A 25,552-nucleotide genomic window follows, 5' to 3' on the forward strand; every position below is an offset into this window, starting at 1 on the left:
TGCGGAGCGGAACGGTTGACCTTCAGGCACGAGCGGTATTGGTAGGACGAATGAACATCGCCACGACACGAGGGACGACCAGCCGCGCGATGTCCCTCCCGAACCTCCTGACCTATGGCCGGATCGCCGCGATCCCGGTCGTCATCGGATGCATCTATGCGCAGTCGATTCTGGATCAGCCGCTCTGGCTGCGCTGGGTGGCTGTGGCCCTGTTCATCGCGGCCGCGGTCACCGATTACCTCGACGGCTATTATGCGCGGATCTGGAATCAGCAATCGGCGTTCGGCCGGATGCTCGACCCGATCGCCGACAAGCTGCTGGTCGCCTCGTGCCTGCTGATGCTGGCCGCCGACGGCATCATCCATGGCTGGTCGTTGTGGGCCGCCATCGTGATCCTGTGCCGCGAGATCCTGGTCTCGGGCCTGCGCGAATACCTCGCCGCGCTTCGGGTCAGCGTGCCCGTCACCAAGCTTGCGAAGTGGAAGACCACGGTCCAGCTCGTCGCCATCGGGTTCCTGCTCGCCGGGCCTGCCGGCGATGAGGTGGTGCCTGTGGTCTCGATGATGGGCCTCGCGCTGCTATGGGCCTCGGCGATCGTGACCATCTACACCGGCTACGACTATTTCCGCGCCGGCATCCATCACCTCATCAAGGAGGACGAGGGATGAAGGTGAAATATTTCGCCTGGGTCCGCGAGCGCGTCGGCAAGGCGGAGGAGACCATCGAGCCGCCGGCGAGCGTGCGCACCGTCGAGGAACTGATCGCGTGGCTGTCCGGCCAAAGCGAGGCCTACGCCTACGCCTTCGAGAAGCCGAAGGTGATCCGCACCGCGATCGACCACGCCCACGTGAAATCGGATGCCGCAATCGCCGGCGCCCGCGAGATCGCGTTCTTCCCGCCGATGACCGGCGGCTAGGCTCATGACCTCCTCTGCTGGCGCCTGCCCCGTCACCATCCGCATCCAGGAAGACGATTTCGACATCGCGCGCGAGATCGCGGTCCTGACCAGGAGCCGTACCGACATCGGCGCGGTCGTCAGCTTCTCCGGCATCTGCCGCGCCGACGATGACAGCGCCAAGGTCGCCGCGCTGACGCTCGAGCATTATCCCGGCATGGCCGAGGAAGAGATCAGGCGTCATGCCGACGAGGCGACTTCGCGCTGGCCGCTCAACGGCGTCACCGTGATCCACCGCGTCGGCCGCTTCATGCCGGGCCAGAACATCGTGCTGGTGCTGACCGCCTCGCAGCATCGCCAGGCCGCATTCCATGCGGCCGAGTTCCTGATGGACTACCTCAAGACCAGCGCGCCGTTCTGGAAGAAGGAAGAGAGCGAAGCCGGCACTGACTGGGTCGAAGCCCACGCCCGCGACGACGAGGCCGCCGCACGCTGGACCCGATCCTGATGGCAAAAGCAGCCAAGAAGACCGTACGCGGCCGCGCCGCGCCAAAGCTCGCCAAAGTCGGCCCGGGAGAACTTCTCACACTGCTCGATTTCGTCCGCTATGCGGTGAGCCGCTTTGTCGAAGCCGAACTCGCCTTTGCGCACGGTACGACCGATCCGGTTGCCGAAGCAGCCTTCCTGGTGAGCGAAGCGCTGCATCTCAATCCCGAGCAGTTCGAGATGTTCGCCAACGCGCGCGTCACCGCGCCGGAAGGCAAGACCATCCTCGACCTCATCCATCAGCGCGTCACCACGCGCAAACCGGCCGCCTATCTCGTCAACAAGATCTACATGCGCGGCCTGCCCTTCTATGTCGACGAGCGCGTCATCGTTCCGCGCTCCTTCATCGGCGAACTGCTGGAGTCGCATTTCGGCGGCGACGGCGAGCCGGGCTCGCTGATCGACGATCCCACGGCGGTCGAACGCGTGCTCGATCTCTGCACGGGATCGGGATGCCTTGCCATCCTCGCCGCGCACCATTTCCCGAACGCTGCCGTCGATGCCGTCGACATCTCCAAGGGCGCGCTCGAAGTCGCCACGCGAAATGTCGGCGAATACGGCCTCGAGGACCGGATCAGCCTCTATCGCGGCGACCTGTTCGCCCCGCTCGGCGATGCCAGATACGATCTGATCATCACCAACCCGCCTTACGTCGACGCTGAGGGCATGGCCGCGCTGCCGCCGGAATGCCGGGCCGAGCCGAAGCTCGCCTTCGACGGCGGCGCCGACGGTCTGGATGTGGTCCGCCGCATCCTGGCCGAGGCACCCGATCATCTGACGCCGGATGGCGGGCTGATCTGCGAGATCGGCCGCGGCCGGGACCTGGTCGACGAGGCCTTTCCGGAACTGCCGCTGCTCTGGCTCGACACCGAGGACTCCGAGGGCGAGGTGTTCTGGATCGCGGCCGCCGATCTGGCCTGATCCGCCACGGCACCTTCTGCTCCGGCGGAACAAGTCAAATTCCGCCACGTTCATCCCCGACGAACTGTCTCGCTTTCGGAGGATGTCCAGATGCTCGCGCCATCGGGCGAATTGCTGCGCGCCGGCATGGCGCTGAAACTCAACCATCTCAAGCGCGCCGCCCAATCCTATCTGCGTGACCGCACCAGCCAGGCCACGGGGCGCGCAACGTCCTATATGGTCGCTGCCGGATTGTTCGCAGCGGCCGGGCTGTTTCTGATCGCGACCTTTTTCGTCGGCCTGATCGCCCTGTACCGCTGGGTTGCAATCACCCACGGACAATTCTGGGGCTTTGGCGCCGTCGCGGCCGTGCTGCTGGTGTTGACCGCGGTCTGCGCCGGCGTGGCGATGGCGATGATGAAGCGGCCGACCAAGGCGATCGTGCCGCTTGCCAGCCGGATGCGCGTTGCAATCGCGACGCCGCGGATTCCGCGCGGAACGATCAAAGAGGCGGTGAAAGAGGTCGCAACCGCGATTCCCCTGGCGCCGCTCGCGCCGGGCGAACGCCGCCACGGCAGACCCGCCTGGCCCACCATCCGGCCCGTGCAGCTTGGCCTGATGCTCGCGGCGGTTGGGCTTGCGGGGTTCACCGCGGCGCGCCGCAGGCGGCACGGCCAAAGGTCGGACGCTTGAAATGCCGGTGCGGCGCTCCGAGCAGTTCGACTCGTGGCTCCTGGTAGCAGCCACAGCCGTCTTCGTGCTCACCGCGGAGCGCTATCTCCAGGATTCCGGCCTGATCCGACCGGGACCTCCACCAGACCATCGCAACAACGAGGGGAATTCACCGGAAACTCACCCCGCAGGTGCGGCGCTGCAGCCCGGTCGTGGCCGTCATGCGAAGAGCCCCTTCGCGATCCCCTGGGCGGGCTGGAAGGATATCTTCTGGCGCACCTATCAGCGCATCGACGATGATCGCCTGCTTGCGACAGCAGGTGGCGTCGTCTTTTTCGGGCTGCTCGCGATCTTCCCGGCGGTAACGGCGCTGGTCTCGTCATATGGCCTGTTCGCCGATCCCGCGACGATCAGCGCCAATCTGCAAACGCTGGCGACGATGCTGCCGCAAGGCTCGTTCCAGATCGTCGAGGACCAGGTCGCGCGCGTGGTGTCGAACGGCAATACCACCCTCGGTGCCACCTTCCTGCTCGGTCTTCTACTTGCGATCTGGAGCGCCAATGCCGGCGTCAAGTCGATCTTCGACGCCCTCAATGTCGCCTATGAAGAGCGCGAGAAGCGCAGCTTCATCAAGCTCAACATGTTGTCGCTGGCCTTTACGGTCGGCGGCATCGTGGCGCTGCTGGTGATGGTGGGGGTTGTCGTCGCCTTCCCGCTGGCGCTCAATCATCTCGGCATGGCGCCCGAAAGCAAGCTGATCGTGGCGCTGGCACGATGGCCGTTGATGTTCCTCATCCTGCTCATGGCGCTCGCGGTGCTTTACCGCTTCGCGCCCAGTCGCGATGCGCCCCGCTGGCAATGGCTCAGCCTCGGCGCAGTCATCGCCGCCATCCTCTGGATTGCCGGGTCAGCGCTGCTATCCTGGTATCTCTCGGCCTTCGCCAATTACAACGCCACCTACGGCTCGCTCGGCGCGGCGATCGGCCTGATGATGTGGATGTGGATGTCGGCCATCGTCATCATGTTCGGCGCCGAGCTGAATTCGGAGATCGAGCGGCAGACGCTCAGCGATACGACCACGGGCCAGCCCAAGCCGCTCGGCACCCGCGAAGCCGTCTCGGCCGACACTGTCGGCGCCGCCGCGCCAATTTGATCGCTGGTGGTCAGGCGAGGACCCGCCTGACCAACCATCTCAGGCGCCTCAGCGCTTGGTAATCACTGCCTCGAGATATTCACTGTGCACCACGACCGTGCCGTCTTCGGCATGATTGAACTCGCCGAGCAACGCCATGAGATCGTGCCGCAGCGCGGCCTGGCCGGTTTCGTCAAGCGCGGCAAATGCTTTCAGCATCGGCCCGTAATAGGACTTGAACACATCAAGCCAGTGATCCGGCGAGCGATAGCGGAAGACGAACATGCGGGGTTCTGCGGTAATCTCCGAGGCTTGGCTCCCGAACATCTCCTGAAGCCGCGCTTCCGTACCCCATAGTGCCGGCGACTTCACGCCGGCGGGCGGCGGTACGCGCTTGCCGATGGTCTTGAACAGCTGACCGATAAAACCCTGAGGCGTCCAGTTGGCAAGGCCGATCTTGCCGCCTGATTTGCAGACCCGCGCGAGCTCGGAGGCCGCCTTGTCCTGGTCTGGCGTGAACATCACACCAAAGGTCGAGACGACGACATCGTAGCTCGCGTCCGCAAACGGCAGCGCTTCGGCATCCGCCTCGCGGAACTCGACCGTCAGATGGTCCGCTGCCGCGCGCTCCTGCCCGCGCTCGAGCAGCGCCGGCACATAGTCGGTGGATGTGACGTCACACCAGCGGCGTGCGGCGGCCAAGGTCACATTGCCGTTGCCGGCGGCGACGTCCAGCACCTTGCTGCCGGCGCGTAAGTCGAGTGCCTCACAGAGCTGCTCGCCGACGATCTGCAATGTTGTGCCGACGACGGCATAGTCGCCGGACGACCAGGCGCCGTGCTGGCGCTGCTTGACGGCGGCAAGATCGGGTTGGGCGGCGGCTGGCTTGAGCGCGGCGGATGTGGACATGGCAATCTCCTGCGGTTGAAAACACCGGGACGATAGGGCGCATGCGGCTCGCTGGCCTTGAGAGCGGCATTATTTTACGCTGAGAGTGCCTTGATTTCCCTGCAGGAGCCGAGGAGGAATCGTGACGTTTCGCTTTGAGGATTTCCTGCTCGACCCTGAACGTCGCGAGTTGCGGCGAGCCGACGCACTGATCGCGCTCGAGCCTCAGGTGTTCGATCTGCTGCTTTTTCTCGTCCGCAACCGCGATCGCGTGGTGACGCGGGACAATCTGCTCGATGCGATCTGGAATGGCCGCGTCGTCTCGGAATCGACGCTGACGAGCCGGATCAACGCCGCACGCCGCGCGGTCGGTGATAGTGGCGACGAGCAGCGGCTGATCCGCACCATTGCGCGCAAGGGCGTACGGTTCGTCGCCGATGTCACAGAACTTTCCTCGGCAGCCACGCCCGCTGCGCCCGACAAGCAAGCCGCTCCGCCGCCGGCGGGATTGCCCCTGCCTGACCGTCCCGCCATCGCGGTGCTGCCCTTCACCAATATGAGTGGCGAGGCCGAGCAGGATTACTTCTCTGATGGCATCAGCGAGGACATCATCACCACGCTGTCGAAGCTGCGCTGGTTCTTCGTGATCGCGCGCAACTCCTCCTTCATCTACAAGGGCCGCACGGTACATCTGCGGCAGGTCGCGGAAGAGCTCGGCGTACGCTACGTCGTGGAGGGCAGCGTCCGCAAGGACGGCCACCGCGTCCGCATTACTGCCCAACTCAACGACGTCGCCACCGGAAGCCATCTCTGGGCCGAGCGCTACGACCGCGAGCTCGCCGACGTCTTCGCCGTGCAGGACGAGATCACCGAAGCCATCGTCGCCGCGATCGAGCCGCAGCTCTACGCCGCGGAAAATTTTCGCGCGCAGCGCAAGCCGCCCGACAGCATGGACGCCTGGGACCTCGTGATGCGCGCGCTCTCGCATTATTGGCGGGTAACGCGGCAGGATCATATTGTCGCGCAAGCGCTGCTCGAAAAGGCCATCTCGCTCGATTCAAACTACGGCAAGGCGCTTGGCCTGCTTGGCACCAGCTATATGTTCACGGCGCATATGGGCTGGATGGACATGGCCGCGGCGCTATCCCTCGGGCGCGGCGCGGGCGGCGATCCGCGCCGACGACGAGGATGCCTGGGCGCACAACGCAATGGGCCATGTCCATCTGTTTGCGCGGCGGTTCGAGCATTCGCTGGCCGAGTTCGAGGCGGCGCTGCGGCTCAATCCGAGCTTCGCGCTGGCCCAGGGCTATCATGGGCTGGCGCTGAGCTATTGCGGCCGTTGGCAGGATGCCGACGAGGCCGCGCGCCGCGCGATCCGCCTCAGTCCGCGCGACCCCTATGCGCCAGTCTATCTCGGCATCGCCGCGTACGCCCGCTTCCTCGGCAGCGATTATGTTGAGGCGATCCGGCTTGCCCAGGAGGCCTTACGCCAGCGCAGCGACTTCGTCGGCGCTCACCGGGTGCTGACCGCGGCCGCCGGCATGGCCGGACAGACGGAGATGGCCGATGCGGCGCTGAAGGAACTCCGCCGCGCCCAGCCGAATATCTCGCTCGCCTGGATCGTCGAGTTCATGCCGATCATGCTCGCCCCTGACCGCGATCGCTACCTCGAAGGCTTTCGCCGGGCGGGCATGACATAGACCGCCAGACAGTCACTATGCCCTCGAATCAACAATGATGTTAAGCTCACGCGGCTTTGGGGAGCACGAGGCGTGGCGGGTTCGCACAGCGACCCGTGTTTTCCCGGGGTGAGGCAGTCAGCTCTTGAGGCGTAACGCGCGGCATGATTCGCATTTCGACGATCTTCATCGCCATCTGCATGGTTCTGGTCGCGGCCTCGCTCGGGCTCGTGCTCTACGCCGTCGCCGGCATCAGCGGGACCGAATCCGCGATCGTTGCGCTGACCGCGCTGACCTTCCTGATCCTCTACAACGCGGTGTCGATGCGGCTGCGCGACCGCAACGACGTCGGCGGCCAGATCGCCGATTTGTCGCGCGGCACCGCCGACCTCGCCCGCCAGGTCGCCGAGTTCGGGCGCCGGCTGGCTGCGATCGAGGGACGCATCGCCTCGTCCAATTCGACCAACTCCGACCGGATCCAGTCGGTGGTCGGTGAGATCAACGAACTCGGCGGATTGGTCAGGCAGCTCGCCAGCACCGTATCGACCCATGAGGATCTGTTGGCCGGCAATGCGCCGGCACCCGCTCCCGCTCCGATCGCCAGGCAGGAACCGGAGGCGCCGATCGACCTGATTACGGCGTTCGATGAGCAGCCAGCTGCCCCTCCCCCGCTTCCTGCGGCCCCCCCGCCTCCGGTGGCGCAGCCGCGGCCCGCGCCGTCGATCCAGGCCCAGACCGCCCCCCCGGTCCAGACCGCCGGACGCAATCAGACGCAATTGCTGGCGACGCTGCGCAACGCGATCGACGAAAACCGCATCGACATCTTCCTGCAGCCGATGGTGACGCTGCCGCAGCGCAAGGTGCGGTTCTACGAAGCGGTGACTCGCCTGCGCGACGAGCGCGACCAGTTGGTCGCCGCCGAGGAGTTCATCAGCATCGCGGAAGCTTCCGGGCTGATCGGGCGCATCGACAACATGGTGATGCTGCGCTGCGTGCAGGTGCTGCGGCGCCTGATGGTGCGCAACAAGGACGTCGGCGTGTTCTGCAACGTCGCGGCATCCACGCTCGGCAATTCCACCACCTTCGCGCAATGCCTCGACTTCCTCGAAGCCAACCGGGCGCTGGCGCCCTCGCTGGTGCTGGAGTTCAAGCAATCGACCTTCCGCAATCTCGGCCCGGCCGAGACCGAGAACCTCGCCGCACTGGCCCAGCGCGGCTTCCGTTTCTCGATCGACCACGTCACGGATCTCAGGATCGAGCCGCGCGAGCTGGCCGACCGCGGCGTGCGCTTCATCAAGGTGCCGGCCACGTTGCTGCTCGACCCCCGGCAGGCCTCGGCCTCGGACATCCACCCTTCCGACCTCTCCGACCTGCTCGGCCGCTTCGGCATCGACCTGATCGCGGAGCGGATCGAAGGCGAGCGCGCGGTCGTGGATCTGCTCGACTATGACGTGCGGTTCGGCCAGGGCTTCCTGTTCGCGCCGCCCCGACCATTGCGGCCGGAGGGGGCATCTGCTACCGGCGGGGCCTCGCCGAACCAGGCGCAGGACATTCAGGGATCCAATGGCTCCGCTCCCCCCAGCCAAGGTACGATATCTGCCGCGACGTCAGCCGCTCCTCCGGCACAACGCATCACCGGCAACGCGGCTCTCGCGCGCCGCATCTGACCGGCCGCGCGCATCATGACCACGCTGCATTTCGCCGAAAGCCTGCGCGAGCTCGTGGGTGGTGTCGATGTCGTGCTCAGCGACATCTGGGGCGTCGTCCACAACGGCCTCGAATCCTTCCCCGAAGCCTGCGAGGCGTTGCACACCTATCGCAGCCACGGCGGTACGGTAATCCTGATTACCAACGCCCCGCGGCCCGCTGACAGCGTGCAGCGGCAATTGCGCAAGCTCGGCGTCGCCGACGAGACCTATGACGCGATCGTGTCGTCCGGCGACCTGACCCGGCTCTATGTCGCCGAGCATCCCGGCCGCAAGATGTTCTGGCTCGGACCCGAGCGCGACAACTCGATCTATCGCGGCCTCGATGCGAAAACCGCGCCGCTGGAGGAAGCCGACTATATCGTCTGCACCGGCCTCTATGACGACGAGACCGAAACGGCGGAAGACTATCGCGGCATGATGCTGAAGGCGCGCGAGCGCAAGCTGACGCTGGTCTGCGCCAATCCCGACATCGTGGTGGAACGCGGCGACCGGCTGATCTATTGCGCCGGCGCCATCGCGGAGCTCTACCGCGAACTCGGCGGCGAAGTGATCTTCTATGGCAAGCCGCACCGCCCGATCTACGAACGCGCAATGACGCTCGCCGGTGAACGCCAGGGCCACCCGATCGACCGGAAAAAAGTGTTGGCGATCGGCGATTCCGTCCGCACCGACTTAACCGGCGCGCGCGAGTTCGGCATCGACTGCCTGTTCGTGACTCGCGGCATCCATGCCGAGGAGTTCGAGGGCCTCGACCAGCTCGACCCGAATTCGGTGATGGAGTTGTTCGGCCATCCGCCGAAGGCGCTGATGCGCGAATTGAAGTGGTGATGGCGCGGCTTGGACCGACGCGAGCTTAGACGAATTGCTGAGCCCCAGGCCGTCATGGCCGGGCTCGTCCCGGCCATCCACGCCTTTCTTCTTCCATCCAGGAACGTGGATGCCCGGGACAAGCCCGGGCATGACGATCTCGATGGAGAATTGTTGATCCGGCGAAGAGCGCGCTTACGCGCTCGCCATGTCCGGGAAGACCGCCTCGATCTTGGTCTTCAGCGTCGCCGCGTTGAACGGCTTGACGATGTAGTTGTTCACGCCGGCCTTCTTGGCCGCGATCACGTTCTCGGTCTTGGATTCCGCCGTGATCATGATGAAAGGCGTGGTGGCGAGGTTCGGATCCGCGCGCACTTCGCGCAGCAGGTCGTAGCCCGTCATCGGCTCCATGTTCCAGTCGGAGATCACGAGCCCGTACTTCTTGCCGCGCATCTTGTTCAACGCTGCCGAACCATCGCTGGCATCATCGATGTTCTCGAAGCCAAGCTGCTTCAGCAGATTCCTGATGATACGGATCATGGTGCTGTAGTCATCCACCACCAAAACCGGCATCGACAAATCAACCGCCATCTCGACTCCCCCAACGCAAACCAGGAATATTACGATCGGATCTGCCCAAGCCCGGAGCCCCGGCAGTTCCACGCCCAAGCACTAGCACCAAGGCGTTAAACAGCGCGTTAATTGGGGGCGTCGCCCAAGGACTGAAATCGCATTCGATCCGGCCGCCCCCTCCCGCTTGACTTCATCCGGCGGGTCGCGCCACGGTCCCGGCCGGTCCCGCCGGTTCGAGAATTCCCCTGATGGCTCCGCATTTTACCGTTATCCGTGACACCACGCCGGACTCCGCCATTCCAAGAGGTGCCGTGGTCGCCATGGGCAATTTCGACGGGGTTCATCTCGGCCACCGCGCCGTGATCGCCGCAGCCCTGGAAATGGGCCGGGCGCAGGGCCGACCCGCCTTGGCATTGACCTTCGAGCCGCATCCGCGGCGGTTTTTCAGCCCCAATACCCCTCAATTCCGCCTGACGGACGAGCGGGCCAAGCTGCGGCTTCTGGCCGGCACCGGGCTTGCCGGCGCCGTGGTCATGACCTTCGACAAGGCCCGTGCCGGAACCAGCGCGCAAGACTTCATTCACCATGACCTGATCGGGCGGCTCGGCGTCAGCGGGATCGCGGTCGGCTACGACTTCCATTTCGGCAAGGGACGGGTCGGCTCGCCGAGCCTTCTCGTCAACGAGGCGCCCCGGCTCGGCATCGAGGTCGACGTGCAGCCCCATGTCGATTTCGACGAGCGGCCGGTGTCCTCCAGCGCGATCCGGATGGCGCTCGCCGAAGGTCTGCTCGACGAGGCCACCACTATGCTGGGGGCGCCCTGGTTCGTCACCGGCGAGGTGATCCATGGCGAGAAGCGCGGCCGCGATCTCGGCTATCCCACCGCCAACATCCGCCTGGACGCCAATTGCGGGCTGAAGCACGGCATCTACGCGGTACGTGTCGGCCGCGGGCCCGAGCGGCTCGAGGGGGTGGCAAGCTTCGGCCGCCGCCCGACTTTTGATAATGGCGCGCCCCTGCTCGAAATCTTCCTGTTCGACTTCAAGGGCGACCTCTACGGGCAGACTCTGGACTGCGCCTTCGTCGGCTTCATCCGCGAGGAGCTGAAATTCGATGGTCTAGAGCTCCTGATCCGGCAGATGGACGACGATTCCGCCCGTGCCCGTGCCATCCTGTCCGCCGCCCCGGACGCGTTTCCACGGCTCGGCATCGTCGATTGAGGGCCGAACCCGGCGTCCCCGAACCTTTGCGCTTCCCTTGGCCCCCTGCTATGGAGTGCCCATGTTTGCGCGGCGCATCATAGGGATTAGCGGCCCGGCTTCCGCCTGAGCTTTCGGCTCGGCGCAAGACCGGGATTTTGACGTTTCACCCCGCGATTCCGCATCGCCATCCGTTCCCGCGCCCTTCCGAGCCAGTCAGCCTCATGTCCGAAAAGCCGCAAAAGTCAGACGCCAAAGACTATTCCAAGACCCTGTTCCTGCCGCAGACCGAATTCCCGATGCGCGCCGGCCTGCCGCAGCGCGAGCCGGAGATCCTCAAGCGCTGGTACGAGATCGGCCTCTACGAGAAGCTGCGTGAGAGTGCAAAGGGCCGCGCCAAGTTCGTGCTGCATGACGGCCCGCCCTATGCCAACGGCAACATCCATATCGGCACGGCGCTGAACAAGATCCTGAAGGATCTCGTCACCAAGAGCCAGCAGATGCTCGGCTTCGATTCCAACTACGTGCCGGGCTGGGACTGCCACGGCCTGCCGATCGAATGGAAGGTCGAGGAAGAGCACTATCGCAAGAAGGGCAAGCAGAAGCCCGACTTCCGCGACTCGACCGCGATGATCGATTTCCGGAAGGAATGCCGCGCCTACGCCACGCATTGGCTCGGCGTGCAACGCGAGGAGTTCAAGCGCCTCGGCGTCGTCGGCGACTGGGATCATCCCTACGCCACCATGAGCTATCCCGCCGAAGCCCAGATCGCTCGCGAACTGATGAAGTTCGCCGCCAACGGCACGCTCTATCGCGGCTCCAAGCCGGTGATGTGGAGCGTGGTCGAGAAGACCGCGCTCGCCGAAGCTGAGGTCGAGTACGAGGATCACACCTCCGATACGGTGTGGGTGAAGTTTCCGGTTACCTCGCCCGCGCATGGCGCGCTTGCCACCGCAAGCGTCGTGATCTGGACCACCACGCCCTGGACGCTGCCGGGCAACCGCGCCATCTCGTTCTCGCCGAAGATCGCCTACGGCCTGTACAAGGTGACGGACGCGCCCGCCGACAATTGGACCAGGACCGGCGATCTGCTGATCCTCGCCGACGCGCTTGCCGAAGAGGTCTTCAAGCAGGCCCGTGTGACGGCCTTCGAGAAGGTCCGCGACGTGCCCGGCGACACCATGGACGCAATCGAATGCGCCCATCCGCTGAAGGGCCTTGCCGGCGGCTACGATTTCGTCGTGCCGCTGCTGCCCGGTGACCACGTCACCGACGACACCGGCACCGGCTTCGTGCACACGGCGCCCGGCCATGGCCGCGAGGACTTCGATGTCTGGATGGCACAGGCGCGCGATCTCGACGCGCGCGGCATCACGACGGCGATTCCCTATACCGTCGACGAGAACGGTGCCTACACCGACCACGCGCCGGGCTTTGTCGGCAAGCGCGTCATCAACGACAAGGGCGAGAAGGGCGACGCCAACGAGGCCGTGATCAAGGCGCTCGTCGAACGCGGCATGCTGCTGGCGCGCGGCCGGCTCAAGCATCAATATCCGCACTCCTGGCGCTCCAAGAAGCCGGTGATCTTCCGCAACACGCCGCAATGGTTCATCGCGATGGACAAGGATGTCGCGGCGAGCGGCAAAGCCAAGTCCGGCGACACGCTGCGCGCCCGCGCGCTGCACGCGATCTCGGTGACGCAATGGGTGCCGCCGTCCGGCGAGAACCGCATCAACGGCATGATCGAGGCGCGCCCCGATTGGGTGATCTCGCGCCAGCGCGCCTGGGGCGTGCCGATCGCCGTGTTCGTGCGCGAGAAGGGCGACGGCTCCGCGGTGATCCTCCAGGACGAGGCCGTCAACAGCCGCATTGGCGAGGCCTTCGAGCAGGAAGGCGCCGACGCCTGGTACGCCAAAGGCGCCCGCGAGCGCTTCCTCGGGTCCCGCGCGAGCGAGGACTGGCAAAAGGTCGACGACATTCTCGACGTCTGGTTCGATTCCGGCTCGACACACGCTTTCGTGCTCGAAGACCCCGTGCACTTTCCCGGCCTCGCCGGCATCAAGCGCAAGGTCGACGGCGGCACCGACACGGTGATGTATCTCGAAGGCTCGGACCAGCATCGCGGCTGGTTCCACTCCTCGCTGCTGGAGAGCTGCGGCACCCGCGGTCGGGCTCCCTACGACATCGTGCTGACCCACGGCTTCACCCAGGCCGAGGACGGCCGCAAGATGTCGAAGTCGCTCGGCAACACCATCGAGCCGCAGTCGGTCATCAAGGAATCCGGTGCCGACATCCTCCGGCTCTGGGTCGCGTCCTGCGACTACACCGACGACCAGCGCATCGGTCCCGAGATCCTGAAGAACACCGTCGAGACCTACCGCAAGCTGCGCAACACCGTGCGCTGGATGCTCGGCACGCTGCATCATTACAAGCCGGCTGACGCGGTCGCGCCCGCCGAGATGCCCGAGCTCGAGCGGCTGATGCTGCATGAGCTCGCGATCCGCGCCGCCGCCATCGGCAAGGCCTATCAGGAGTTCGACTTCAAGTCGGTGGTCGCGATCCTGTCCGCTTTCCTGAACAGCGAGCTCTCGGCGTTCTATTTCGACATCCGCAAGGACAGGCTTTATTGCGATCCGCCTTCGTCGCCGACGCGCAAGGCGGCGCTGACGACGATCGACCTGTTGTGCGCCTCGGTCCTGAAATGGCTGGCGCCGGTCCTCAGCTTCACCGCGGAGGAAGGCTGGCGCATGTACCGGCCCGATGCCGAACCGTCGGTGCATCTGACGCTATTCCCGACCGATCTCGAAGGCTTGCGCGACGACAAGCTTGCTGCGAAATGGGAGACGATCCGCAACGTCCGCCGCGTCGTCACCGGTGCGCTCGAGCTCGAACGCGCCGCCAAGAACATCGGCTCGTCGCTGGAGGCGTCACCGGTGATCTACGTCGCCGACCGGGACATGCTGATGACGCTGTTCGACGTCGACCTCGCCGAAATCTGCATCACCTCGAATTACGAGGTGCGTGAGGGCGAAGCTCCGGCTTCGGCATTCCGTCTCGATGCCGTGCCTGGTGTCGCGGTCGTGGTGGAGAAGGCGGTCGGCACCAAATGCGCCCGCTCCTGGAAGATCTCCCCGACGGTCGGCGAAGACGCTGAATACCCCGACGTCACCCCGCGCGACGCCAAGGCGCTGCGCGAGTGGAAGGCGTTGGGCGTGGCCGTCTGATCGCCTGCCATGTCCCCGCTCGGCGCCGGCATCTTCGCGGCCATTGTCACCCTGGTGGCCGACCAGGCCTCGAAACTGTGGCTGCTGAACGTCTTCGATCTTGCCGGGAAGGGCGTCGTCAAGGTGACGCCCTTCTTCGACCTGGTGCTGGCCATGAATATCGGCATCAGCTTCGGCTGGCTTCAGAACGACAGCCAGGCGGCGCAGCTGGCGCTGATGGCCGTCAAGGCCGTCGCCGTGGTCGCGCTGGCGATCTGGATGGCCCGCTCGCACACCCGGCTTGCCACGGTCGCGCTGGGGCTGATCATCGGCGGCGCCATCGGCAACGGCATCGACCGCCTGGCCTATGGCGCGGTGGTCGATTTCGCCCTGCTCCACATCGAGATCGGCGGAAATACCTATAATTGGTATGTGTTTAACCTGGCGGACGTGGCCATCGTTGCTGGGGTGGCGGGGCTATTGTATGATTCCTTCCTGGGGGTACCCGCCGCAAAAGCGCCCTGATCCCGGCCGATACGGACCGGCAGGTGGAACCCGGCCTTTGCGAGGGTTTGCCGCATACGCGCGGCGATCTGACACAATATGGAACAGGTACAGTGATGCGCAGCTCGAAGACCAGCATTTCGATGGTTCGAGACCCCCAATCGGGGCTTTGGCGGGCATTGAAATTGTCCGCTGTCGCGCTCGGCATCGGTCTCGTCATGTCGGCCGGGGCAGCCCGTGCCGGTGACGACGACGATGATGATGATGGGATGACCTTCGAAGAGAAGATCATCGACAATCTGATGTCCGGCATCGGCGCCAAGAGCATGGAGAAGAGGGGCATCGAATACCGCGAGCGCTCTCCGCTGGTGGTGCCGCCAAAGCTCGATCTGCCGCCGCCTGCGACTGAAGCCAAGGCCGCGCCGAACTGGCCCAAGGACCCCGAGGAGAAGCGCCGCAAGGAAGCCATCGCCGCACGCAAGAAGGCAACCAAGGAAACGGAAATCTGGCAGGTCGCCCGGCCGCTGACGCCCGCCGAGATGAAGGCCGGCGAAGTTGCCGCAGCCCCCCGGACAAGCAACGACCCAATCCAGCCGGGCACCAACGGCAATCCGTCGCTCAGCCCCGCGGAGCTCGGCTTCTCCGGCGGCCTGTGGAATATGATGAGGGGAGTCGGAGGCAAGGCCGAGGCCAAGCAGTTCACCAGCGAGCCGCCGCGCCAGTCGCTGGTCGAGCCGCCGCCAGGCTACCAGACCCCGTCTCCGAGCTATGCTTATGGGGCCGGCGAGGACAAAACGCGGCGGACCTATTTCGACATCATGTCGGGCAAGGACAAGGAACAATAGCGTTCCTGTTTGCAGACCTGAAACCCCGCGCCGGCGATTCATGTCCGCCGGCCGAGGTGCATAAATTGCTGATCAGTAACTTGCCACCGCGTTGAGTTCTCTGCTTCGTGACGCGAAGCCTCAGCCGCACGGTGTAGCATGCCGTGCCTCCGAGCCGGGCATCCGGACCTCGGTCATCCCTAAAGGATCATGATGTCCGCAAACCGATCGGCTGCCTGTCTCCTTGCCGCGCTGCTTTCGACCAGTGTCCTGACATCAGGCGCGGCCCTTGCCCAGACCACGGTCACGTCGGCCCCGCCAGCCAGCTTCACGCTCGCCAACGGCATGCAGGTCGTGGTGATCCCCGATCACCGCACGCCCGTCGTCACCGAGATGATCTGGTACAAGGTCGGTTCGGCCGACGAAACGCCGGGCAAGTCGGGCCTCGCCCACTTCCTCGAGCACCTGATGTTCAAGGGCACCTCGAAGCATCCGGTCGGCGAATTCTCCCAGACCGTGCTTCGCGTCGGCGGCAATGAGAATGCCTCGACCTCGGTCGACTACACCAACTATTACCAGCGCGTGCCGAAAGAGCAGCTGGCGACCATGATGGAGTTCGAGGCCGACCGCATGACCGGCCTCATCCTCAAGGACGAGAACGTGCTGCCCGAGCGCGACGTCGTGCTCGAAGAATACAACATGCGCGTCGCCAACAATCCGGACGCGCGGCTGAACGAGCAGATCATGGCCGCGCTCTATCTCAATCATCCCTACGGCCGTCCCGTGATCGGCTGGCATCAGGAGATCGAGAAGCTCGATCGCGAGGACGCGCTCGCCTTCTACCGCCGCTTCTACGCGCCGAACAACGCGATCCTGGTGATCGCCGGCGACGTCGAGGCCGCCGACGTCCGCCCGCTGGTCGAGCGCAATTTCGGTGCGATCCCGGCCCAGCCCGCGATCCCGGCACGGCGCGTCCGTCCGCAGGAGCCGGAGCCCGCCGCGCCGCGCACCGTCACGCTGGCCGACCCGCGCGTCGAGCAGCCGAGCATGCGGCGCTATTATCTGGTGCCCTCGGCGACCACGGCTGCGGCCGGTGAAAGCGCCGCCCTCGACGTGCTCGCACAGCTGATGGGCAGCGGCAGCAATTCCTATCTCTACCGCGCCCTCGTCGTCGACAAGCCGCTCGCGGTCTCCGCCAACGCCAGCTATTCGAGCATCTCGCTCGATCCGACCCAGTTCGCGGTCTCGGCCTCGCCGAAACCCGGAATCAGCTTCGCAGAGGTCGAGCAGGCGGTCGACGCCGTCATCGCCAATGTCGCGCAGAACCCGATCCGCGCCGAGGATCTGGAGCGGGTCAAGACCCAGCTGATCGCGGAAGCGATCTACGCCCAGGACAACCAGGCGGTGCTGGCACGCTGGTATGGCGGCGCGCTGACCACCGGCCTGTCGGTCGAGGACATCAGGAGCTGGCCCGACCGCATCCGCGCGGTCACCGCCGAGCAGGTCCGCGCCGTCGCCCAGAAATGGCTCCAGAAGAAGCGTTCGGTGACGGGCTATCTGATCAAGGACACCGGTGCCGCCAAGCGCGAGGAGAAGCGTTCGTGACCTATCCCTTCCTTCGACGCGCTGCATTCTCCCTTGCCACCGGCGCTGCGCTTGCGCTCGCTTCGCTCTCGCCGTCACAGGCCGCCGCAAAGATCCAGCGCCTGGTCTCGCCCGGCGGCATCGAGGCTTGGTTCGTGCAGGACGCAACCGTGCCGCTGATCGCGATGGAATATTCCTTCGCCGGCGGCTCGGCCCAGGATCCCAAGGACAAGTCGGGCGTCGCCAACCTGGTCGGCGACCTCCTCGACGAAGGCTCCGGCGATCTCGATTCCAAGACTTTCCACGAGCGGCTCGACCGCCGCGCCATCGAGCTCTCCTTCAGCGCCACCCGCGACACCTTCCGCGGCAGCCTGCGCATGCTGCGCGACAACAAGGACGAGGCTTTCGACCTGCTCAGGAGCGCGCTGACCTCGCCGCATTTCAACACCGCCGATGTCGAGCGCATCCGCTCGCAGGTCATCTCGGGCCTGCGCCGCGAGACCACCAACCCGACCTCGCTGGCGAGCCGCAAATTCCTGGAGGTCGCCTTCGGCGATCACCCCTATGGCCGGCAGACCAACGGCAATCTCGACAGCGTGCCGACCATCACGGTCGCCGACATGAAGGACTATGTCGGCCGCGTGCTTGCGAAGGACGGACTGAAGATCGCAGTCGTCGGCGATGTCGACCCGGCGACGCTCGGTAAGCTGCTCGACCACACGTTCGGTAGCCTGCCCGCCAAGGCCAACCTCACGCCGGTCCCCGACGTCGAGGCTGCAAAGCCGCCGCAGCGCGCCTTCGTCACGCTCGACGTACCGCAGACCGTGATCACGTTCGGCGGCCCCGGGGTGAAGCGCAACGATCCGAACTTCATGGCTGCCTACGTCGTCAATCACATCCTCGGCGGCGGCGGATTGTCTTCGCGCCTTTATCGCGAGGTGCGCGAGAAGCGCGGGCTGGCCTATTCGGTGTTCGAATCGCTGCTCTGGATGGAGCATTCGGCGATCTTCATCGGCAACACCGGCACGCGTGCCGACCGTGCCGGCGACACCATCGACGCCATCGACAAGGAAGTGCGCCGGATCGCAGAAGAAGGTCCGACCCAGAAGGAGCTGGACGAGGCCAAGTCCTACCTCAAGGGCTCGCAGATGCTGGCGCTCGACACCTCCTCCAAGCTGGCGCAGGCGCTGCTGCAGTATCAGCAGGACAAGCTGCCGATCGACTATATCGAGAAGCGCAACGCCATCGTCGATGCCGTGACGCTGGACGACGCCAAAGCCGCCGCCAAGCGCCTCTGGGGCCAGGGCCTGCTGACCGTCGTCGTCGGCCGCGCCCCGCAGGCCGCGGCGCAACCGTCGGCGGCGCCGGCGACGAAGTCGAACTGACCTCCCTTCCGGATGTCCTGAAATGGCCGGGCTCGCCCGGCCATTTGCGTTTCCCCCAGGCACCATTGCCGAACGCAGACGTCCGCGATATGTCCGGGCATCACGAATGGTGCCACCATGCTGCGGATATCCCGCGATCTCGTCATCGACGAGGACGACATCGAGATCGGCTTTGTCCGCGCCTCCGGCCCGGGCGGGCAGAACGTCAACAAGGTCGCGACCTCGGCGCAGCTGCGCTTCGACACACGCAAGCTGACTCTCCCCGATGATGCGGCTCTCCGCCTTGCCCGCCTTGCCGGTCAGCGCATGACCAAGGACGGCGTGATCGTGATCCAGGCGCAGCGCTTCCGCACCCAGGAGCGCAACCGCCAGGATGCCATCGACCGCCTCACGGAAATGCTGCGCGAGGCCATGGTGCGGCCAAAGCCGCGGCGCGCGACGAAGCCGACTTTCGGCTCCAAGCAGCGCCGCCTCGAGGGCAAGAAGCGTCGCAGCGACGTCAAGGCCGGACGCGGCGGGGGCCGCAGTTTCGACGACTAGAGATCGCGGCCTTCGATCAAGCCCCCTGACCGCGCCGAACCACGTCGTGCGTTGTGCGCTTTGTTCCCGGTCGAAATAGCCCGCTACTACCACCGCATGTTTGGCGGCGCCTAGAGTTTGCGCACGCTGAATTTGACATGGATGCGGGTTCTTGGCAATGCGCGCGATCGTGCTGGGATTGTGCACCGCAGCGGTGCTGACGGTGCGGGTTGCCGACGCGCAAATGCCTCTGCCGGCCGCAAAGCCGCCGGATGGCGCGACGCTCTTCAAGCAACAATGCGCGGTGTGCCACACGTTGAGCCTGTCGGAGCCGGCGCGCCAGGGACCGCCGCTGCTCAAGGTCGTTGGCCGTCCCGCCGGCAAGATCGAGGGCTTTCGGTATTCGCAAGGCCTCGCCAACGCGGACTTCGCCTGGGACGAAGCCCGGCTCGACGCGTGGCTGACCAATCCGCAAGCCGTCATTCCTGGTGTGATCATGGCCTATCGGCAAGGCAAGCCGGAGACGCGCGCCGCCATCATCGCCTACCTGAAGGAGCAGAACTGAATGGCAAAGCCCGTTCATTCCATGATCCGCGTGCTGGACGAGGCACGCGCGCTCGACTTCTACAGACGCGCCTTCGGTCTCGAAGTCGCCGACCATCTGAAGTTCGCAGACTTTGCCCTGATCTATCTGCGTCACCCCTCCTCACCTTTCGAGGTCGAGCTGACGGTGAACTTCGATCGCAAGGAGCCTTATGCGCTCGGCGACGGCTATGGCCATCTGGCCGTGGTGGTCGAGGATCTCGATGCCGAGCACGCCCGCTTCGAGCGCGAGAAGCTCGCGCCGGGGCCGTTACGCGATTTCAAGCACGGTGGCAGGACGCTGGCGCGTTTCTTCTTCGTCAGCGATCCCGATGGCTACAAGATCGAAATGATCCAGCGGGGCGGACGCTTCGGCTGATCAAGCTACAAAAATCAAAATCACAAAAATCAACGGAGGAACCCATGAGAGAAGTCGATCGTCGAAGCAAGCACAGCCGCCGTGTCTTTCTCAAGGGCGCGGTGACGGCCGTTCCGGTCGTCGCTGTCGCGACCAGCGTCGCCGTCAGCATTGAGGACGCCTGGGCCGAGGATGCGAGCGCACTCTCGCCCGCGACGATGAAGACATTGCTGAAGGTCGCGCGCGACATCTATCCGCATGATGTGCTCGGAGACAGCTATTACATCACCGCGATCAAGCCTTGGGACAGCAAGGCGGCCAAGGACGCGTCCGTCAAGTCGCTGATCAGCGACGGCATCACGCGGCTCGATCAGAACGCGCGGGACCGCCACAAGGTGGCCTATATCGAGGTGCCCTGGGAAGCCGACCGCGTCGTACTGCTGAAGGAAATCGAGCAGAGCGACTTTTTCCAGAAGGTCCGCGGCGACCTCGTCGTCTCTCTCTACAACCAGAAAGAGGTCTGGCCGCGCTTCGGCTACGAGGGCTCCTCCGCCGAGCACGGCGGCTACATCAACCGCGGCTTTGCCGACATCGACTGGCTGCCGAAGGCTTGAGATCCACCCCAACGGTTCAGGAGAACGCATATGGCAAAATTCGATCTGAACGACTCCAGCGTTGTGGTGATCGTCGGCTCCGGTGCCGGCGGCGGCACGCTGGGCAACGAACTCGCACAGAAGGGCGTCAAGGTCGTCATTCTCGAAGCGGGTCCCCGCATCGAGAACCACGACTTCGTCAACGACGAATGGGAGAGTTTTTCCCAGCTCGCCTGGACCGATGCGCGCACCACGTCGGGGACGTGGCGCGTCGCCAAGGATTTTTCGGGCCTTCCCGCCTGGATCGTCAAGGCGGTCGGCGGCTCGACGACCCATTGGGCCGGCGCGTCGCTGCGTTTCGACGAGCACGAGTTCAAGGTGAAGAGCACCTATGGTGGCCTGCCCGGCGCAAACCTGCTCGACTGGCCGGTGACGCTCGCGGAGATGGAGCCGTGGTACGCCAAGGCCGAGAACAAGATGGGCGTGACCCGCACCAACGGCATTCCCGGCCTTCCCGGCAACAATAACTTCAAGGTGCTGGAGGCCGGCGCCAAGAAGCTCGGCTACAAGACCGTGCACACCGGCAACATGGCGATCAACAGCCAGCCGCGCGATGGGCGCGGCGCCTGCCAGCAGATCGGCTTCTGCTTCCAGGGCTGCAAATCCGGCGCGAAATGGTCGACGCTCTACACCGAGATCCCGAAGGGTGAGGCGACGGGCAATCTCGAAGTCAGGCCGAGCAGCATGGCGATCAAGATCGAGCATGATGCCGGCGGCAAGGTGACCGGCGTGGTCTATGCCGACGAGAGCGGCGCGATGCAGCGCCAGAAGGCGCGCGTCGTGGCGGTCGCCGGCAACTCGATCGAGAGCCCGCGGCTGCTGCTCAACAGCGCCTCGACCATGTTCCCCGACGGCCTCGGCAATTCATCGGGCCAGGTCGGCCGCAACTACATGCGGCACATGACCGGCAGCGTCTACGCCGTGTTCGAGAAGTCCGTACACATGTATCGCGGCACCACCATGGCCGGCATCATCCGCGATGAAGCCGCCAACAATCCGAAGCGCGGCTTCGTCGGCGGCTACGAGATGGAGACGCTGGCGCTCGGGCTGCCGTTCATGGCCGCGTTCCTCAATCCCGGCGCCTGGGGCCGCCCGTTCACCGCAGCGCTCGACGGCTATCCCAGGATGGCCGGCATGTGGCTGGTCGGCGAGGACATGCCGCAGGTGACCAACCGCATCACGCTCGACCCCGTCGTGAAGGACAAGTTCGGGCAGCCGGTGGCGAGCGTGCATTTCGACGATCATCCCAACGATCTCGCGATGCGCGCGCACGCCTACAAGCAGGGCGCTGCAGTCTACGACGCCGTCGGCGCCACCGTGACCTATCCGACGCCGCCCTATCCGAGCACCCACAATCTCGGCACCAACCGAATGAGCGAAAAGCCCAGGGACGGCGTCGTCAACAAGTTCGGCCAGAGCCACGACGTCAAGAACCTGTTCGTCTCCGACGGCAGCCAGTTCACCAGCGGCGCGGCCTGCAACCCGACGCTGACCATCGTCGCGCTGGCGATCCGGCAGGCGGATTACATGGCGGGCGCGATGCAGAAGAAGGAGATTTGACCTCTCCAATCATCGCATGGAAGAACTTGGCAGGAAGTTCGCCTGTGGCCATCCTTCGAGACGCCCGCCTCCTGCGGGCCCTCAGGATGAGGTCTGGTTTTGCGGCGAGATATCAAACCCTCATGACGAGGAGCCCGCCAAGGCGGGCGTCTCGAACCATGCAGGCCGAACACGTTCGACAGGACGACGTTGAAAATGCGGGTGCCGGCTCTCGCTGTCGTGGCTATTCGGCCGCGTCGAGCATAGGCGCGACTGTTCCCTTGAAGTCCTGCACCGGCGCCACGTTCCGGGATCGATAGATCAGGCAGGAGCATCGCAGCAGCGAGGCGAAATTATTGACCTCGCCGTGATGGTCGAGCACCTCGTTGTAGAGCGTCGTCAGGAATTTCCCGACGCTCATGCTCTCCTTGGCCGCGATCTCCTCCAGCGTATCCCAAAACGCCATTTCAAGCCGGATCGAGGTACAGTGCCCGCCGATCCGCAAGGAGCGGGTCTGGGATTCGTAGTCACGTTGGGGCTGGTGCGCGAAGAGATGGCACATGGCGTCCTCCCGTCCTGTTGCTATTTTTTCACGATGCTACACCGCTGCCCGCCACCCCACAATCAAGTCTGAGGGAGGAGGACAGCCGGCGCGATTTGCTCGAACGTCCAATGGCTTCAGGGCAATCGTCCACAACCCTCCCCGGCGGGTCAGGTTGCCTGTTGCTTGGCACATGCTTTTGACGCAACACGGCATAGAATAGCCCGTCCAGCGAATCCAAGAACCAGCCCATGCCCGTCCGCCAGCTTCCAGAGCAGGTCGTCAACCGCATCGCCGCCGGCGAGGTGGTCGAACGTCCTGCGAGCGTGGTCAAGGAACTGGTCGAGAACGCCATCGATGCCGGCGCCAGCCGGATCGACGTGTTCACCGACGGCGGGGGGCGGCGGCGGATCGGCATCACCGATGACGGCGGCGGCATGACCGCGAAGGACCTTGCGCTTGCGGTCGAGCGTCACGCGACCTCCAAGCTCGACGACGAGGATCTGCTGCAGATCCGCACGCTCGGGTTCCGCGGCGAGGCGCTGCCCTCGATCGGTTCGGTGGCACGGCTGTCCATCACCACCAGGCATGCCGGCGAGCCGCATGCCTGGGCACTCAATGTCGAAGGCGGCGAGAAGTCCGAGATCATGCCGGCGGCGCTGGCGCATGGCACCCGCGTCGAGGTCAACGATCTCTTCTACGCGACGCCGGCGCGGCTGAAATTCCTGAAGACCGACCGCACCGAGGCCGAGGCGATTCGCGAGGTGGTCAGGCGGCTGGCGATGGCGCGGCCCGATATCGCCTTCACACTGGCCGGCGAGGAGCGCGCGCCGGTGACCTGGGCCGCGGCATTGCCCGGCGCCGCCGGCCGCCTGACGCGGCTTGGCGACATCCTGGGCGCCGAATTCCGCAGCCACGCTTTCGAGGTCCACGCCGAACGCGAGGGCGTGGTCGTCGCCGGCTATGCCGCGGCGCCTGCGCTGACCAAGGCCAACGCGCTCGGGCAATACCTCTTCGTCAACGGGCGTCCGGTGCGCGACAAGCTGATCTTAGGCGCGGTGCGCGGAGCCTATGCCGACTATCTGCCGCGCGACCGCCATCCGGTGCTGGCGCTGTTCATCACGCTGGATCCACGCGAGGTCGACGCCAACGTCCATCCGGCCAAGACCGAGGTGCGATTCCGCAATGCCGGCCTCGTCCGCGCGCTGATCGTGCACGGGCTGAAGGAAGGGCTCGCGCGCGAAGGCCGCCGCACAGCCGCCAATAGCGGCGAGAGCGCCCTGTCCGCGTTCCGGCCCGCCTTCACGCCGCGTCCCGCAAGCTGGGACTGGCGGGCCTCGCCGTCCGCGCCTGTCGCGCCGATGCCGTCCTTCGAGGGCGCCGCCGCGCCTGCCTTTGCCGAGCGTTCGCAGGCGGCCTTCGACGTCGGCGCGCCCAGCGCAGACGTGCGGTTCGAGTCGCAGCCCATCAGCGATCTCGTCGACCGCCCGCTCGGCGCTGCGCGCACGCAGATCCACGAGACCTATATCGTCTCGCAGACCCGCGACGGTCTCATCATCGTCGACCAGCATGCCGCGCATGAGCGCATCGTCTATGAGCGGCTGAAGGCCTCGCTGGCGGCGAACGGCGTGCAGCGGCAGATCCTCCTCATCCCCGAGATCGTCGAGATGGACGAGGCGACGGTCGAGCGCCTGCTCGAGCGCAGCGAGGAGCTGGCGTCATTCGGCCTCGCCATCGAATCCTTCGGCCTCGGCGCAGTCGCGGTGCGCGAAACGCCCTCGCTGCTCGGCAAGTCCAATGCGGGCGGCCTCCTGCGCGATCTCTCCGAGCACATGGCCGAATGGGACGAGGCGCTGCCGCTGGAGCGCCGCCTGATGCACGTCGCCGCGACCATGGCCTGCCACGGCTCGGTGCGCGCCGGCCGAAGGCTGCGGCCGGAGGAGATGAACGCCCTGCTCCGCGAGATGGAGGACACCCCGAACTCCGGCCAGTGCAATCACGGCCGGCCGACCTATGTCGAGCTGAAGCTGAGCGACGTGGAGAAGCTGTTCGGGCGAAGGTGATTTTGTAGGGTGGGCAAAGGCGCGAAGCGCCGTGCCCATGAGCTCTGCATGATCGAGACAGGTGGTGGGCACGCTCTGCTTTGCCCACCCTACGGCAGCTATGTATGCCGAAACACCAGTGGCGGATTACGCTGCGCTAATCCGCCCTACGCAGAAACACGAATTCCGTGTCGTCATACGCGCGCCGCTCCAATTCCTCGTAGCCTTCCGGCGTCACGAACTGCGCGGCCTTTGCCTCTTCCACCACGAGCAGCGCGCCCGGGGTGAGCCAGCCGCCGTCGCGCAAGCTTGCGAGGGCCTTCTCCGCGAAACCCTTGCCATAGGGAGGATCGAGGAATGCCAGCGAGAACGGCTCGACGGGATGCGCGGGGCCCAGATCTGTGGCATCGCGGCGATAGACTTTGGTCACGCCGCCGAGGCCGAGCGACTCGACGTTGTTGCGCAGCAGCGCCCGCGCCTCCGCGCCGTTGTCGACGAACAACGTGAACTTGGCGCCGCGTGACGACGCCTCGATGCCGAGCGCGCCGGTGCCGGCGAAGAGATCGAGCACGCGCGCGTCCGCAATCGGATCGTCATAGGCGTGCACGAGGATATTGAAGACGGATTCGCGCAGGCGGTCCGCCGTGGGGCGGATCTCGCGCGAGGACGGTGAGGCGAGATTGCGCCCCTTCAAACGACCGCCGACGACGCGCATTACATGGCCCGTCCTGTGGCCACACGAACGGTCGCCTCCCTCCCCCGCTTGCGGGGGAGGGTCGGGGTGAGGGTTGTCTCAGCGATGGGACCATCGAGACGCG

General features: G+C 65.4%; 24 protein-coding genes and 1 pseudogene. 21 read left to right on the forward strand and 4 right to left on the reverse strand.

All coding sequences use genetic code 11. The features are described 5' to 3' along the window. The first annotated feature begins 50 nt into the window (after positions 1 to 50). The 6 genes from pgsA to IVB24_RS36480 all read left to right on the forward strand — a co-directional run bounded on the left by pgsA (position 51) and on the right by IVB24_RS36480 (position 4,166). Positions 51 to 668 carry a CDP-diacylglycerol--glycerol-3-phosphate 3-phosphatidyltransferase gene (gene pgsA, locus IVB24_RS36455; protein WP_094973063.1) on the forward strand — a complete coding sequence of 206 codons (618 nt, stop codon included), beginning with the start codon at positions 51 to 53 and terminating at the stop codon, positions 666 to 668. Next, on the forward strand, positions 665 to 916 hold the full coding sequence (moaD, locus tag IVB24_RS36460) for a molybdopterin converting factor subunit 1 (protein ID WP_027575806.1): 252 nt from the start codon (positions 665 to 667) through the stop codon (positions 914 to 916). The genes pgsA and moaD overlap by 4 nt, the downstream gene beginning before the upstream one ends. A gap of 4 nt (positions 917 to 920) precedes the next feature. Continuing rightward, on the forward strand, positions 921 to 1,403 hold the full coding sequence (locus IVB24_RS36465) for a molybdenum cofactor biosynthesis protein MoaE (RefSeq protein WP_140482793.1): 483 nt from the start codon (positions 921 to 923) through the stop codon (positions 1,401 to 1,403). Then, positions 1,403 to 2,362 (forward strand): 50S ribosomal protein L3 N(5)-glutamine methyltransferase, encoded by a 960-nt coding sequence (gene prmB, locus IVB24_RS36470; protein ID WP_247771443.1) that lies wholly within the window; start codon positions 1,403 to 1,405, stop codon positions 2,360 to 2,362. Before IVB24_RS36465 ends, prmB begins: the two co-directional genes overlap by 1 nt. Positions 2,363 to 2,452: 90 nt before the next feature. Continuing rightward, positions 2,453 to 3,034 (forward strand): phage holin family protein, encoded by a 582-nt coding sequence (locus IVB24_RS36475; protein ID WP_247771444.1) that lies wholly within the window; start codon positions 2,453 to 2,455, stop codon positions 3,032 to 3,034. 1 nt (position 3,035) lies between these two features. Continuing rightward, on the forward strand, positions 3,036 to 4,166 hold the full coding sequence (locus tag IVB24_RS36480) for a YihY/virulence factor BrkB family protein (RefSeq protein ID WP_247771445.1): 1,131 nt from the start codon (positions 3,036 to 3,038) through the stop codon (positions 4,164 to 4,166). 48 nt (positions 4,167 to 4,214) lie between these two features. Here the strand turns inward: IVB24_RS36480 and IVB24_RS36485 are convergent, their stop codons facing one another. Continuing rightward, positions 4,215 to 5,054 (reverse strand): class I SAM-dependent methyltransferase, encoded by an 840-nt coding sequence (locus tag IVB24_RS36485; protein ID WP_094973068.1) that lies wholly within the window; start codon positions 5,052 to 5,054, stop codon positions 4,215 to 4,217. Positions 5,055 to 5,175: 121 nt separating this feature from the next. Here IVB24_RS36485 and IVB24_RS36490 point away from each other — a divergent pair. The 3 genes and pseudogenes from IVB24_RS36490 to IVB24_RS36500 all read left to right on the forward strand — a co-directional run bounded on the left by IVB24_RS36490 (position 5,176) and on the right by IVB24_RS36500 (position 9,249). Continuing rightward, a pseudogene (locus tag IVB24_RS36490) lies at positions 5,176 to 6,733 on the forward strand (winged helix-turn-helix domain-containing tetratricopeptide repeat protein). A gap of 143 nt (positions 6,734 to 6,876) precedes the next feature. Then, positions 6,877 to 8,379: an EAL domain-containing protein gene (locus IVB24_RS36495; RefSeq protein ID WP_247771446.1), complete on the forward strand. Its 1,503-nt coding sequence runs from the start codon at positions 6,877 to 6,879 to the stop codon at positions 8,377 to 8,379. A 15-nt stretch (positions 8,380 to 8,394) separates the two neighbouring features. Next, positions 8,395 to 9,249, forward strand: a complete 855-nt coding sequence (locus IVB24_RS36500; RefSeq protein WP_094973070.1) for a TIGR01459 family HAD-type hydrolase — start codon at positions 8,395 to 8,397, stop codon at positions 9,247 to 9,249. Positions 9,250 to 9,423: 174 nt separating this feature from the next. Here IVB24_RS36500 and IVB24_RS36505 read toward each other — a convergent pair whose 3' ends face one another. Next, positions 9,424 to 9,819 (reverse strand): response regulator, encoded by a 396-nt coding sequence (locus tag IVB24_RS36505; protein WP_008567674.1) that lies wholly within the window; start codon positions 9,817 to 9,819, stop codon positions 9,424 to 9,426. 230 nt (positions 9,820 to 10,049) lie between these two features. Between IVB24_RS36505 and IVB24_RS36510 the strand changes: the two genes are divergently transcribed. The 11 genes from IVB24_RS36510 to IVB24_RS36560 all read left to right on the forward strand — a co-directional run bounded on the left by IVB24_RS36510 (position 10,050) and on the right by IVB24_RS36560 (position 22,172). Beyond that, positions 10,050 to 11,021: a bifunctional riboflavin kinase/FAD synthetase gene (locus tag IVB24_RS36510; protein ID WP_247771447.1), complete on the forward strand. Its 972-nt coding sequence runs from the start codon at positions 10,050 to 10,052 to the stop codon at positions 11,019 to 11,021. Positions 11,022 to 11,224: 203 nt separating this feature from the next. Further along, positions 11,225 to 14,224: an isoleucine--tRNA ligase gene (gene ileS / locus IVB24_RS36515; protein WP_247771448.1), complete on the forward strand. Its 3,000-nt coding sequence runs from the start codon at positions 11,225 to 11,227 to the stop codon at positions 14,222 to 14,224. A 9-nt stretch (positions 14,225 to 14,233) separates the two neighbouring features. Next, entirely contained in the window at positions 14,234 to 14,728 is a 495-nt protein-coding gene (gene lspA, locus IVB24_RS36520; RefSeq protein WP_247771449.1) for a signal peptidase II, read from the forward strand. Between the two features lie 95 nt (positions 14,729 to 14,823). Then, the gene (locus tag IVB24_RS36525) at positions 14,824 to 15,552 is read left to right on the forward strand and encodes a hypothetical protein (RefSeq protein ID WP_247774241.1); all 729 of its coding nucleotides are present in this window, start codon (positions 14,824 to 14,826) and stop codon (positions 15,550 to 15,552) included. Between the two features lie 192 nt (positions 15,553 to 15,744). After that, positions 15,745 to 17,136, forward strand: a complete 1,392-nt coding sequence (locus IVB24_RS36530; RefSeq protein ID WP_247774242.1) for a pitrilysin family protein — start codon at positions 15,745 to 15,747, stop codon at positions 17,134 to 17,136. Next, a complete protein-coding gene (locus IVB24_RS36535; RefSeq protein ID WP_162308360.1) occupies positions 17,133 to 18,500 on the forward strand; it encodes a pitrilysin family protein in 1,368 nt (455 codons plus the stop codon). The genes IVB24_RS36530 and IVB24_RS36535 overlap by 4 nt, the downstream gene beginning before the upstream one ends. Positions 18,501 to 18,617: 117 nt before the next feature. Next, a complete protein-coding gene (gene arfB, locus IVB24_RS36540; RefSeq protein ID WP_094973076.1) occupies positions 18,618 to 19,040 on the forward strand; it encodes an alternative ribosome rescue aminoacyl-tRNA hydrolase ArfB in 423 nt (140 codons plus the stop codon). A 157-nt stretch (positions 19,041 to 19,197) separates the two neighbouring features. Beyond that, on the forward strand, positions 19,198 to 19,584 hold the full coding sequence (locus IVB24_RS36545) for a c-type cytochrome (RefSeq protein ID WP_247774243.1): 387 nt from the start codon (positions 19,198 to 19,200) through the stop codon (positions 19,582 to 19,584). Further along, positions 19,585 to 19,980 carry a VOC family protein gene (locus tag IVB24_RS36550; protein WP_247771450.1) on the forward strand — a complete coding sequence of 132 codons (396 nt, stop codon included), beginning with the start codon at positions 19,585 to 19,587 and terminating at the stop codon, positions 19,978 to 19,980. Positions 19,981 to 20,024: 44 nt separating this feature from the next. Continuing rightward, positions 20,025 to 20,573, forward strand: coding sequence for a gluconate 2-dehydrogenase subunit 3 family protein (locus tag IVB24_RS36555; protein WP_140482777.1), 549 nt, complete (start codon positions 20,025 to 20,027; stop codon positions 20,571 to 20,573). Between the two features lie 30 nt (positions 20,574 to 20,603). Next, positions 20,604 to 22,172, forward strand: a complete 1,569-nt coding sequence (locus tag IVB24_RS36560; protein ID WP_247771451.1) for a GMC family oxidoreductase — start codon at positions 20,604 to 20,606, stop codon at positions 22,170 to 22,172. 223 nt (positions 22,173 to 22,395) lie between these two features. Here IVB24_RS36560 and IVB24_RS36565 read toward each other — a convergent pair whose 3' ends face one another. Further along, on the reverse strand, positions 22,396 to 22,713 hold the full coding sequence (locus IVB24_RS36565; protein ID WP_247771452.1) for a ribbon-helix-helix domain-containing protein: 318 nt from the start codon (positions 22,711 to 22,713) through the stop codon (positions 22,396 to 22,398). A gap of 230 nt (positions 22,714 to 22,943) precedes the next feature. Between IVB24_RS36565 and mutL the strand changes: the two genes are divergently transcribed. Further along, entirely contained in the window at positions 22,944 to 24,755 is a 1,812-nt protein-coding gene (gene mutL, locus IVB24_RS36570) for a DNA mismatch repair endonuclease MutL (protein ID WP_247771453.1), read from the forward strand. Between the two features lie 136 nt (positions 24,756 to 24,891). Here the strand turns inward: mutL and rsmD are convergent, their stop codons facing one another. After that, positions 24,892 to 25,449 carry a 16S rRNA (guanine(966)-N(2))-methyltransferase RsmD gene (gene rsmD, locus IVB24_RS36575; RefSeq protein ID WP_247771454.1) on the reverse strand — a complete coding sequence of 186 codons (558 nt, stop codon included), beginning with the start codon at positions 25,447 to 25,449 and terminating at the stop codon, positions 24,892 to 24,894. Between the last annotated feature and the right edge of the window lie 103 nt (positions 25,450 to 25,552).

Source organism: Bradyrhizobium sp. 192, assembly GCF_023100965.1.
In the GTDB taxonomy this organism is placed as follows: Bacteria; Pseudomonadota; Alphaproteobacteria; order Rhizobiales; family Xanthobacteraceae; genus Bradyrhizobium; species Bradyrhizobium symbiodeficiens.